This is a genomic window from Nostoc sp. NMS4 (assembly GCF_017115095.1).
Taxonomy (GTDB): Bacteria; Cyanobacteriota; Cyanobacteriia; order Cyanobacteriales; family Nostocaceae; genus Nostoc.
Genome location: NZ_JABXKI010000335.1, coordinates 1 through 12,897, shown reverse-complemented (window position 1 = coordinate 12,897; position 12,897 = coordinate 1). Strand labels below are relative to the sequence as shown.

At 37.1% G+C, this 12,897-nt stretch carries 10 protein-coding genes; 2 read left to right on the top strand and 8 right to left on the bottom strand.

Features of this window, described 5'->3' with window-relative positions; genetic code table 11:
- Positions 1-232: 232 nt before the first annotated feature.
- Positions 233-694, bottom strand: coding sequence for a hypothetical protein (locus HWQ37_RS30055; protein WP_292754061.1), 462 nt, complete (start codon positions 692-694; stop codon positions 233-235).
- 506 nt (positions 695-1,200) lie between these two features.
- On the opposite strand from HWQ37_RS30055, the gene HWQ37_RS30050 reads away from it, so the two are divergent.
- The gene (locus tag HWQ37_RS30050; RefSeq protein ID WP_292754060.1) at positions 1,201-1,473 is read left to right on the top strand and encodes a hypothetical protein; all 273 of its coding nucleotides are present in this window, start codon (positions 1,201-1,203) and stop codon (positions 1,471-1,473) included.
- A gap of 270 nt (positions 1,474-1,743) precedes the next feature.
- Here HWQ37_RS30050 and HWQ37_RS30045 read toward each other — a convergent pair whose 3' ends face one another.
- Positions 1,744-2,322: a DUF1634 domain-containing protein gene (locus tag HWQ37_RS30045; RefSeq protein WP_292754059.1), complete on the bottom strand. Its 579-nt coding sequence runs from the start codon at positions 2,320-2,322 to the stop codon at positions 1,744-1,746.
- A 1-nt stretch (position 2,323) separates the two neighbouring features.
- Complete coding sequence (locus HWQ37_RS30040; RefSeq protein ID WP_292754058.1) at positions 2,324-3,160, bottom strand: sulfite exporter TauE/SafE family protein; 837 nt, start codon at positions 3,158-3,160, stop codon at positions 2,324-2,326.
- A 177-nt stretch (positions 3,161-3,337) separates the two neighbouring features.
- Here HWQ37_RS30040 and HWQ37_RS30035 point away from each other — a divergent pair, with 177 nt between their 5' ends.
- The gene (locus HWQ37_RS30035; RefSeq protein ID WP_292754057.1) at positions 3,338-3,991 is read left to right on the top strand and encodes a hypothetical protein; all 654 of its coding nucleotides are present in this window, start codon (positions 3,338-3,340) and stop codon (positions 3,989-3,991) included.
- 76 nt (positions 3,992-4,067) lie between these two features.
- Here the strand turns inward: HWQ37_RS30035 and HWQ37_RS30030 are convergent, their stop codons facing one another.
- The 5 genes from HWQ37_RS30030 to HWQ37_RS30010 all read right to left on the bottom strand — a co-directional run.
- Positions 4,068-4,493, bottom strand: a complete 426-nt coding sequence (locus HWQ37_RS30030; protein ID WP_292754056.1) for a DUF2358 domain-containing protein — start codon at positions 4,491-4,493, stop codon at positions 4,068-4,070.
- A 569-nt stretch (positions 4,494-5,062) separates the two neighbouring features.
- Positions 5,063-6,478, bottom strand: a complete 1,416-nt coding sequence (locus tag HWQ37_RS30025) for an AAA-like domain-containing protein (protein ID WP_292754055.1) — start codon at positions 6,476-6,478, stop codon at positions 5,063-5,065.
- 588 nt (positions 6,479-7,066) lie between these two features.
- Positions 7,067-8,227: an AAA-like domain-containing protein gene (locus tag HWQ37_RS30020; RefSeq protein ID WP_292754054.1), complete on the bottom strand. Its 1,161-nt coding sequence runs from the start codon at positions 8,225-8,227 to the stop codon at positions 7,067-7,069.
- A gap of 817 nt (positions 8,228-9,044) precedes the next feature.
- Entirely contained in the window at positions 9,045-11,072 is a 2,028-nt protein-coding gene (locus HWQ37_RS30015) for an ABC transporter ATP-binding protein/permease (protein ID WP_292754053.1), read from the bottom strand.
- 123 nt (positions 11,073-11,195) lie between these two features.
- Positions 11,196-12,897: non-ribosomal peptide synthetase (locus HWQ37_RS30010; RefSeq protein ID WP_292754052.1), on the bottom strand; the 1,702-nt coding region annotated here is incomplete at its 5' end.

The window sequence follows — 12,897 nt, the reverse complement described above, 5'->3', positions numbered from 1 at the left end:
GTTTTACAAAGCCAGAAACTTGAAACCCGCTAAAATATCGCCTTGAAGAAGAATTAAGGAGTCAGAATGGGCTAAACGCCCCGCTATCGCTAACAGGAGTCAGAATCAAGACGCGGACTCGCTTGCCGTCGGCATTATCCGCTTTTTCGTTCAAAATTCATTCTGTTAGCGGATAGCTAAGGTTTAGCCCATTCTGGCGACTGACGCGTGTATTCTGTTTTGATAAGCTAAGTTAACTGTTGGAGAATAAAATGGGAGAATCAAGAATCTTCAATTGGATCAACAGCATAATCAACAGGGTATAAACTGTTGAAGAAATTAAACCTGTAAACAATTCTTTTTTGAGGTTATGCTCTTGAGGTTCTTTTTGAAAAAAGTCCTTAGAACCAAATTGTATCAAGAGAATTCCCACAATATTAGAGAGCCAGTATCCAATAATTGAACCAGGTAGAAGTAATTTTGGGGAAAGTAAACTACATACATACCCAAAACCATAAGCGATTGGCAGATTAAATAGTAGGTCATTCCACCAACATAGTGGTGATAATAAATATCCTAGTACTACAAAAAATCCACCTCTGAGTTTTTTGAAAATGTCCTTTTTGAACTCTACCGGAGTAGACTGTTGTAATTCTTCTAGTGCTGTGTCTCTTGTTACATTCAACTCTTGACTAACGTTTTGGACGCTTTCCATAAAAAAACCACTATTCCAATCGTCTTAGTGTAGTTTAATATATAAACTAAATCAACGTCTAGTACACGAGTGATGATATCTTGGCTTTTTGATGCTGAAATTTTTACCACTGCATAGTCTCAGCAAAATAGTAAAAAGCAAAATTGAGGTTTAAATCAGCTGCAACTTCACGATATCTGATTTCTAGCAGAGACACATTAGTTAGTTTGCTTCTTGCAGAATCTAGATTTTTCTTTGAGTATCTGAGCAAACATAGAACAATTTATACATACTTGAGAGAATCAACCCTATTTATGGCTCAAGTAAGTTTCAAAATAAAATATATCTTTTTAAATCATAGCACACGATGAGTTCTAACACCGATACTGTAATAGCCAGAAAGAGCCTCATTAGGCTGGGGTGGATGTTGAGTTGCAAAATTTTTAGGTTTTTGCATTTACACAGAGGCAGAAATTTTAACTAAATAATTAGCTACAATAAAAGTGCTGAGGCATCTTAATCGAAAAATGACAGATTTAACTCCAAATAGCACTTTTTTAATAGCAGGAATTGTTTTTATAACGATTGCTGTCATTGGGCAATCTAAGTTAGCTTTTATTGAAATCAATCCTGGTTTTTTTGGGAGAGTGTTGGCTTTATTTATTGGTGTTTCGAGCCTATTATATGCTTTAGGATTACTCAATTTTTCAGCAGTAAACCTGGATTTATTAAGAACTTCTCTGACAGAACAAATAACACAGAGTATAAGTTCAATTAATGAGCTTTTGCAAGGTTCGTAATAAGTCATATCATGTTCGGTTAATCAAGCTGAATAAAAAATGTTTGTAGTAAGGACTTTAGTCCTGGCTTTGGGGACTGAAGTCCCCACTACAAACTGTTTATTATGGTTGATTTGGCGGACATCATATCAGAAATAAATTTATTTTTCTGACTTCAGACTAAGTTCGACTTTATCCAAAAACAAGTTCTTAATTTTGGATAAAGTCGAACTAATACTTTTAGGTGAAGGTTAAAAGGCAAATACTACCTTTTAACCTTGGAAAATATTACTAATAGTATGCTCCGATAAGACTGTAAGTTAGGCTAGCCATTACTAATAAAGTAATAATTACATAAATAAATTCTCGCTGGAGTAAAAAAGTCAATAGGGAAATAAAAACTCGTAGAATTGGAGTAGCGACTAGTAATAATAGTCCAAGTTGAATAATGCTGCGTAGGCGTAGCCCGCCGTAGGCATCGCTACCTGATAAAACTGCTTTTACTATACCTACTGGTGAGCGAAATTCTGATGGTTCTCCCCGAAAAAAGTGATATCCCGCAGGTTCACTACCATGATGAATTAAGTAAAGTATACCCCCCAGCAAAACCACAGCACTAGCTATCAAAACACCATATTTCATCAGGTTACTCAGCAAATATTCTAATTGCTGCTCACTTGATGTTTTTGTGACGTTATTGTTAGCATCAATTTCACATTCATTAGGCAATTGTGTTACTGTGCTAGTATTTTGCTCTTTTAATTGTTCGATATTAGAGTCTGGATTTTCCTGCGGTAAGGTTAGTGTAACCACTTCCCGATCTGGCTGTGCTAGGAATGGCCAGCGAAAGCTACTATTAAATTTATACATTCTACAGTCCCCCTATTAAACTGTTGTAGACCATCTTCAAAGCCATTAGCACCAGCACAACACTGAAGATAATTCTTAAAATCTGCGTTTTCGCACCTGTTAGGATTCGTGCGCCCAAAAAAGCACCAGGTAATACTCCTAACATAACTGGCATGGATAGCCCCGGATCGATGTAGCCTCGTGCTAGGTAAACTCCGGCTGATGCTGCTGCTGTCACGCCGATCATAAAATTGCTAGTGGTAGTAGAAACTTTGAAAGGTAGACGCATAATTTGATCCATCGCTAATACCTTGAATCCCCCCGAACCAATACCAAGCAATCCAGAAAGTACCCCAGCTATTAACATCACACCAAACCCCATTGGTACTGAATGAACTTGGTAAGACATCACTCCATCAGGAGTTGGATAACTGCTATTCAGTTTTAGATAATTTGCGATCGCATCTGCTGCTTCATCTTCAGTATGTTCGATTCTGGGTCGTTGTGAAAGGTATGCTGAATAAATCAGGACGATCGCTAAAACCATAGTTAGGGCTTTTACAGAGACAAAAGTAGCAATAATTGCTCCTGCGATCGCACCAATGGTTGTCGCTACTTCTAAAAACATTCCCAATCGTAAATTGGTATAGCCTTTTTTAATATAGGTAGACGCTGCACCCAAAGAAGTGGCGATTACAGATACCAGTGAAGCACCAACGGCGTATCGAATATCAACGCCAAATACTGAAGTTAATAAGGGAACAATTACTACTCCACCCCCTAACCCAGTTAGCGCCCCTAACAAGCCGGCGCTAAATGAACCAATCCAAATTAGTAATGAAAATTCTAAAATAGTCAAATTTAATTCCTCATTTTTATTATGTATATCAAGATGCCAAGATATTTTTTGTGTTATTTAAAACTTAATCGATAATTTTACTACTGACTACAGATATAGCTAAATTAGGTACTCTCGGGTGCGTTACGATGAAATTCGTAACGCCTCGCCCCATTTGTAAAAAATTAGGACAAAAATATGAAAAGCTTCAGATACATTTTGATGGTGGTTGTATTCTTCGCAAGTTTAGTATTTGCTCAACCTTCGCTAGCCGATCGCCCTAAATATAGCAAAAACCCTGATTACATAACACTGACTCAACAAGTGAATTTTTTGAAAAAGGCGGAAAAAACACAAACTCAATTAGAGGGCTATACACCAGAGCAAATCGACCAGAAAATTAACGAGTTAGAGTTGCAACAATATGCTTTTGAGTCAGGAATCGACTGGGGTCAGTGTAGTAATCAAACAGGTAAGACTCTGGCTATCTATGGGCCAGAAGCAGGTATTGAGGATGATGAATATTCCAAGGGGGCTGCACTGTATTTTCTTGGTAATGGCCAGACAACTAAAGATAGATGGAATTGTAAAGGAGTTTATCTACCAAATGACGCTACAGCCTTAATTTTGGGAAGAGACAAACAAGGGCAAGAATTGGCAGGTGGTTTTGTGATTAAGGTTCCAAATGGAACTAATTTAGTTTTGAAAACAAATCCAGATACTGGGGCGATTGAATTCAAGGAAGCTGGTACTAAAATCTTGAAAAGCGGCGAAGTGAATTGGTTTATCCCGAACGTATCGCAAAATATTATAGATGCACGAGCAATCAATGCACCTACCAAGAAAGCATAGAAGAAATACTGAATAAAAAGATCCCCGACTTCTTGAAGAAGTCGGGATCTCAGCCTCTCGGATTACTATAAATTATCTAATTTACTTCCCTTTGCCAAAACTGCTGTAAAATCTCCCCTGGCTTTCTATCCCAGGTGTCGATATGCTCGTATATCAAATTATCTTGATTGAGTTTATATGTTGAATAGCCATTAAAAAGTAACCCTGCTTTCCAGGGAACGCGCAACACTCCCCGCACTGTCCACTTTGCTAAAATCGTGTCTTCGGCTGACTGATAAACCTCATGTACATCAAAGTAAATTTGGGTAAAAAATAGCCGAGCATGAAATCGTAAAGTCCAAAATATAATGCGATAATTAAATTTATATTTGAATGTATTCACTGGGTCTTTAAAATAGATATCTTGTGTATAAATGTCATAAGAGATGTCTTTTTGAAAAAGTGTCGGTAAATCTTCTTTTAAAGTCTTAATTACCCGTTCCACTGGCAATTTAAATTCCACGCGCTTTTTCCCTTAAAAAATCTTTTTTAACAAATTTTTCACTTCTGACTTTCAGAGGTTGTTTGAAAAGTTTTATTTATTACTCACTTAAGCATTTGAATGTTGTACAGCTACAGGGTTTGTTACCTCACAAGCACTAACTATAAAAGAACTGATGGGAGTTAGCAATACAAACAGCGATCGCACTTTGCAGTTATACTCTAAAACTTCTTCATTAGGAACTCTTCAGGCTCCATTCTGATAGCAACCTTAGCTTTGTAAACCTCAAACAGTTCCCAGTGTCTGCGAGTGTGTGTTTTGGCTGCAATCATAGGGACAACTTTAATAATGCACGGGCGACAACATCTAGAGCTATCATACCGGGAATAAGCGATCGCAAATTCTATTCCCTAAAAACCGGGCGATGTATTGAAATTGGCTCAAATTGGTAGTTCACCGAGTTGTCACAGACACAAACTATCCTATAATAGGCTTAACTTGTCACCAATGATCTTATACTAGTGCGATGCCTACGGCGGGCTGCGCCTACGCGGTACTTGATATTGAGTGAGTGCCTTAGTGTTGCTCTATTAAACAATTGTGGATAGCTGTTTTGCAAAATAGGACTGGTAGAGTCCGTAACGGGGTAAGACGCGATCGCCCTCAAAGCGAATTAATCCCAAACCTTCAAGCTTGTAAGTGTCAATGGGATTAAGAGAAATATCTTGCTTTGCTGCCAGAATTTCAGCAAAGGTCTTTGCCATTCTAGGATTTTCTTGCAGTTTGATCCAGTGTCGCCATAAATGATCGCGGTAGATGCCACCATTAGCGATCGCATCCTCTATTATTTCTTGCAGAGTCATTTCTTGAAACCTAAGATAGTACAAACTAATCTGAATTAGTGCTGGATGTCCTCCTACTAATGACATCAGTTGGGCAAAATCTTTAGCTTTAAACGAGTCTAAACCATACCGCCTAGCTAAATCTTCTACTTGTGGTTGAGTAAAATCGTTCAGACGAATAGGTAGACCAATATTAAAAGGAGAGAGGTTAACATCCATAGAGATGTAGTCTTCAGTTGAGTAAACCATTACTAACCTCAGTTTTTGCCAGTTGGGATTGTGTCGTGCTTCCTCACACCATGACCTCAACAAAGCAAAAAACTCTTGACAAATGTGAGGATATTCAAAAAAACGGTCAACTTCATTCAATACCAAAACCACTGGGTTTTGACATTGAACGAGTAAATAGTTTTCTAAGTAGAAGCCGCTACTTAAGTTGTAGCCAATTTCTTCATTCCATTTTTCTTTGAGGCTGGGGTCAATACCTAACCCTGTTGCAATTTTCCAGCAAAGACAACGCAACAGTTTATTTAAATCAGTTAAACACTCACTATCAAATTGGTAGCAATTCAGATTCACAGTCTGATATCCAAGTTTCTGTGCAAAGTCACAAAGCCGCAACACAAGAGAACTTTTACCCATCTGTTTGGGGGATCTAATCCGAATCACGCAGCCACTAGTAGTTACTTCTCGATAAACCTTTCTCTCTAGTGGAGGACGTTCAATATAAAAGTGAGAATCTAAAGGTACAGGTCTATCCGGGTATGACCAAAGATTTTCTATCTGTTCAGTTTGTGTGTGATGTTCTTCGACGAATGAGGTTAATTTAGAACGTTGAGATAAATCTTTTTCTATATTTGCAGTAGGCAATAATTCAGATATTTCAGTCTCATTTGCTTTATTGACTATGGTATAGTCTTCGCTGTGTAATTCTAGATTAAAAGCGCTAAAGCAGAGTTTTATAGTTTTTTGATCTACACATTCGCTTAAAGACCATAATTTACTCAAAGTTCTACTAGAAACATTAATGCGCGAGCTTATTTCTTCTAAACTCAAGTGTTCGCCTTTATTTTCTACTACCTCCACAGAAAGAATTGCTGATTGTAAGCGTTTAATTCCTATGTAAGTTAGTACAACTCCTCGGTTGCGTTTATTTTTATACATTGCTGTTCCAAGTATTTATTATAAATGAGTGTCACCAGCAATAATTTTTTCTATTTGCCTACTGAAACTGAGATTTAACGTAGCAATTTTTGATACAGTGTTATTTCATTTTTTTTAAATCCATTGGAACTCTAATAAACTAAGTTACATTATACTAGCTTGATAGTAAACACTGACATCAATTATCTATTTCTCCTACTTTTCCCACTTTTCCTACTTTTCCACTCGCTGTTTTGAGGTTATCTTGCAAAAACTGTCTGGAGAAATGAAGCCCTTGTATTCACTTGAATTTGTACAAATGTGATTAAATGATGCAATATTTTTAGCTTGTATAATTTATTACTTCTTGTTGGAGTAGTGCAAAAATATTATCGCTTTAGTAAAACTTTAAATACTAAGTATTAAGAGTTGTGGAACTATCTGCAATAACGACTTGGTTAAAAAATTAGCAGAAATTATGCACAATAAAAGTCCAAAGATATACGACTAGATGATGTATGATTTAGTGGCAATTTATACTTATTTATCAGACAAGCAATGCAGAACTTATCTAAACTTATCTAACAGATGTATTCTGATTACTAGCCCCTACCAAGAAAAGTGAAGATTTTCTAACTGTCTTAATACCCATTGAGGAGTGAAAACACTCCGGTAAATCGGATTTTTAACTCTCAGATAGCCGTTATAATTTCCCACCAAACCAGATAGCAACAGTGCTATCTGTTCTTCACTATTATCAGCTGGTATCAAGTTATCTATCGGGTTGCTATTCCTTAGTTCCTCTACTTGTAACACCTGTTGATAAATATTTAATAACTTTCCTGCTTTGTGTTCATCAAAAAGTAAGCGATCTCTTATGGTACGGAGATGTTCAGGTTCATCTTGGAATTCCCAATGTTGAATAATGTGCGATCGCACCAATTGTTCTACCCAATATCCTTCAGTACCGTTCGGTATGGTAATCGGTTCCTTATAACTTTCTAAAGCAACTTGCACAACTAACTGACAAAGCTTTTGCGTGAGCAACGGCTGTCCTTTTGTCCAATGAATAATATGCTGCAATATTGCCCGTGGCTGGCTGACTACTTCTTCTAAACCTTCAGCTAAAGGCATAGCTTCATGTAATTGAAAGTCACATAAATTAATCGCTTGACCAATGTTAAAGGGCGTTCGATGTCGATCAACAATTAGGTTAGATGGACTGGCTACACCAAACAAAGCAAAACCCAAGCGTTGAAAACTTGGGTTGTGTGCTTGCTGCTCATAACAGTAACAAATCCAGATAAAAAAATCGTTGACCGGAAAATTCAAACTTAGCAGGCTATTAATATTATCGATAAAGATGAAAATGCGATTATTTTGAACTTCTCTCAGCAACACCTGTTCAACAAATTGATACAGTCGTTGTACAGGTTCAAGTTCTGATTGTTGCTCCCACCAACTTTCAAAGTTGACCTGTTTTGTCAGATTTAACTTGTGCAACAAGCTGATAATAATGCCCTTATACCATTGTATAGGTGTAATTTGATTAGTACCTAATAGGAATGAATTTAGATAAACACATATATAATTTTCTTTTTCTAAGCGCTTAATAGTCCGGTGTAGTAGAGATGATTTACCTGTTTGGTGGCAATCTAAGACGTAACAAAAATTTCCTGTTTTTAATCCAGTATAAAGTTGTTCGTCTGCTTGACGGACAATATATGTAGAGTCATCATACTTCAGGCTACCACCGACCTGATATCTCATGGTCAAGTCAATTCCCATAAATAGGGATACTTGTACTTTTGTAACCGATACTATATTTAAACACAACAATATTCTGATATGATTTAACTATGATTACCATTATTTTTACTGTTACTTAAGTTTTAACTCTCTTATGCTTACTTGGATTCTCTGATGGCGATCGCACGTCTTTCATTACTCTTAGAAAATAGCTGATTCCTAATTTTTATGCTATATGCCGAGCTTTCTCTTGATTGCGTTTAAATTAAACTATAAACAAAGCAAATTTTTTTGTTTTTTTAAGATAAATCAAGAGCAATCGCTCAAGAAAAAATAGTCCCAAAGTTAATCACAATATCATTTGCAGACTTATCTTCTCTTACCTAAAAATTAAAATCAAGGAAAGTTAAGACATTTAAGTAAATTTTTGAGATAGTTAAGACAGTTAATAAAAAAGTAAGTTATATTTTGAACTAAAAAATGACAAAGAATTTTGAACCTCATGTTTTGCACCTGGAAACATAGATGTAAAAACCATGATTTTACAGTTTAACATCGGGTACTAGTCTAAGTCTCGGTAGCAAACAAACATCGGTTGATAAATTAAAATGATAAGGGCAATTATTCTAAATCAAGAAAATGCTATTATTACCTCATAATAAAAAGCCTGAACATACTCAAATTTAAAACTGGTCTTAAATTTACTTTTTGACGTTTTGCTTTAGTAACTCATACAGTTTTTAATTTATTAAATAATTTTAAAATTGAATCTCTAGACTACAGGCTCATCGCTACCACCAGACAAACAAGGATAATGCAATTAGTTGAAAATATGGTGCTAAAGTCTTACCCATTTCAATATCTTTGGGTTTTTGTTATAGCGGTAGGTTAAGCCCTCTTTAGTAGTGATGGATTGGCCTTTGCTTGCCTTACTTCTAATGGTACCAATTGAATAATTAGCTAACATCTGCATTTCCTGATGAGAAAGCCCTTCTATTGTGTCTATTTCTACTGCTCTTTCTGGTTGGATTTGGGATTCTTCGTTAGAAAAATCATCTATTTTGATTTCAGCTTTTTGGGTAGGAGTGATGACAATTTCTTTTGCTTTTTGAAGCCGATAATCCTGCACAGTTAAAAGTTGCCAACTGGAATCTTGTGAAAGCTCTAAAACCCATTGATGATAATCCAACAGGCTTTCCCGATGTCCAACACTGATAAAAGTTGTTTGAGTTGATTGTAACTGTTGATATAAACTTGCTTCATTATTCAAATCTAAGGCACTGGTTGCTTCATCTAATATAGTGAAGCTAGGATGAGTAACTAACAGTCGTGCGAATGCAAGGCGTTGTTGTTCTCCCAAAGATAATATATTCTCCCAAGGAACTTCAGTATCAAAGCCATTGACTCGACTTAGCAAGTTTTGCAAGTTGACTTGTTGCAAAACTTCTTTGAGTTCTCGATCGCTCATTTGACGATTTGTATTAGGATAGAGTAATTGTTCGCGTAAAGTTCCCAAAATTATGTAAGGACGTTGGGGCAAAAACAACACTTCTTCTAGAGGAGGTCGCATTAAACGACCAGTCCCCGCATTCCACAAACCAGCGATCGCTCTCAACAAAGAACTTTTGCCTCGACCACTAGGCCCAACAATCAATAAACCTTCTCCACGTTGAACAGAAAGTGACAAATCTTCGACGATCACCTGCTCATAGTTTGGTGTTTGTAAGGTGACATTCTCAAAAGCAAAATAGTTTTCTTCTATTGTTTTAACAGTACTCAGATTCTCAGGTTGTTTAGTGACTTCTTCCAATGCATCTGAAAACTCAGCTAAACGCTCAACGTAACTAGAAAAATTTCCAGAAGTGCCAAATTCAGCTATTAATTCTCCCAGAGCAGTAGCAAAAAGGTAGCTAGCTAAAGTAGCTTGTCCAACTTGTCCAAAATTAATTTCATTACTAATATATAAAGGTGCAAGTACTAATAATATAAAAAATTCGATAGCAGACTGATATCCTCTGTTAAAAATTTCGTTATTTCTCTCCCAATTAATTTTGCGCTTTGCACTTTTTAGGATGTTATTAAATCTTCGTTGAATTATATTTGATTCTTGATTTTCTCCGCGAAAAAAAGCTATCGATTCAGCATGGTTCCGAACATGAGTTAGGCAATAATTGTAGTCGGCTTTAGATTCCAGTTCTTCTTGATTAATCTTATTTAATTCTTGATTCAAGTAAACAGCAATCAAATTGCCTATAATCGTATAAACAAACAGAGCAACAGCGATCTGTTGGGAAATTGACCAGAGAATTGTTAAAAAAGTCGTCATTTGCAGTACTTTTTCTAGGAAAGTAGCTGAAAAACTCAGGGCATTACTAGTAATAGGTTCAATTTCTTGAGATAAACGTTGATCTGGGTTATCAATATCAGCTTTAAAATTAATTTTATAATAAGCACGTTTGGTTAAATATTTATCTAAAATCTGATTATTGAGCCATTGATACCAATCAAGAGCGATTTGTTTTCTAACAAATTTAGAAAATCCTACTAAGAGGGTTACGCAGACAAGCCCAACAGCATAAAGCCACACTATGTTAATGAACTTAGAATAATCCTTTTCTTGAATAATGATATCGATCAAATGACGATTAACGAAACTATTAAAAGCAGTTATACCTACAAGTGCGATTATTAATAATATCAGCAGAATAAGCATTCCCCATGCACGAATCACATCTGAGAATGCTCTTTCCCCTGGCTTTGTTGGATACCAGTAAGGCCCTGCGATCGCCTGTACATTCTTCCAAAATCGAGTAAAAATTGAAAAAGTATTCGTTAAGGGTTGAGGTTGAACAACTTGGGTTGGCATATTTTAGAAATAAGGTGAAATCTTTTATAATCAGATTTAATACTTTTTAGTGCTGAATAACAAGTAATAAGTACCGAGTGAGAAATTACATATAGCACTCGATACTCAGAACCATGTTTGCACTTAAATATTTGCTTGTGCTTGCTCGATACAAACTTTCAACCGTTCGGCTAAAGCCTGAACATGGGGTTGAGTCATCATCGTGACATGGTTGCCTGGGACAAAATGGATATCCACCGGCTCGGTAGAAAACTTGCTCCAGCCCCAGGTCGAATCCTGCAAAATCTCAGAAATGACTTCACTATTAGACTCCTTAACTGCGGAAGTTTCGCTAGCCCGCAATAAGGTAATTCGGATTGGATAAACCTGTTGTGGCACATAATTAACTAGAGAGTTAGCTTTGAGCAATTGCACCATATTATTAAGCTGCGTAATTTCATCGTCGGGAGGCAAGATATCAGCATTTTTTAATCGTTCTAGAACGTATTTCAGTTGATTTTCCCAAACCAAACATTTAAGAATATCGTCAGAAATATCTAGTTTCTTTGCATAAATAATTTCGATTGCGCCTACCAATTGAGCTAGCCATTTCACATTATCCCAATCAAAACCTTCTGGCTTTTCCTGATAAAAAGGTGCTGTATTATCAAGAATGGCAACTAAAGCAACCTTATGTCCTTTGCGAAGTAGCTGCTGCGCCATTTCAAAGGCTAATTTACCGCCAAAAGAATGCCCTGCCAAAAAATAAGGCCCCTGCGGTTGAACAACCTCTAGTTCTTGAATGTACTGGGCGGCTATATCCTCAACTTGGGTAAAGGCTGCTGATCCTCCAGAAAGACCATTTGCTTGAAAACTGTAAAATGGTTGGTCTGAACCTAGACAACGGGCTAAGTCATATAAGTAGAAAGGAGTACCAGCAGCTCCTGGAAGGCAAAACAAAGGTGGCTTGGAACCGTTCGGCTGAATTGCTACTAAGGAAGACCAAATTGAGGAATCCGAATCCGCTTGCACAATAGTTGCCAACTGTTCAATAGTTGGATTTTGGTAAAGGCTGGCGATCGCAATATCTTTACCAAACTGCTGTTTAATTTGAGCCATTAAGTAAGGAGTTAAAAGGGAATGACCACCGAGGTCAAAGAAATTATCTTGTACTCCCACCTTGTCAACTTTCAAAATCTTTGACCAGATTTGCGTTAGTTGCAGTTCTAATTGGTTACGTGGTGCAACAAATTTGTCTGAGTTACTGCTGTGTAAATCAGGTGCTTTCAATGCGCGGCGGTCTACTTTGCCGCTGGGAGTTAGTGGCAAAGACTCCAACATCACAAAACCATTGGGTACCATATACTCTGGCAGCTTTGCTTTGAGGAAATGTCGCAGTTCGCTAATTGTCGGTGTACAGTGCTGATGCGGCACTACGTAGGCGACTAAGCGTTTATCCCCAGTCGTGTCTTCACGAGCAATGACACAACACGTCTGCACATCCTCATATTGGCTCAACCGTGCTTCAATTTCTCCCAACTCGATACGGAAACCGCGTATTTTTACTTGGTTGTCAATACGTCCCAGGTATTCAATTGTGCCATCCGGTAAATAACGTGCTAAATCACCAGTTTTATAAAGGCGGGAATCTAGTTCATCGCTAAAAGGGTTAAGGATGAATTTTTCTTTTGTCAACTCTGGACGGTTGAGGTAGCCTCTTGCTATCCCTGCACCACCAATGTGTAATTCTCCTGGTACACCGACGGGTACTGGTTGCAGATACTTGTCTAGAATGTAGATTTGCGTATTGGCGATCGCGCGACCAATAGGAACAACTTGTCGGTCA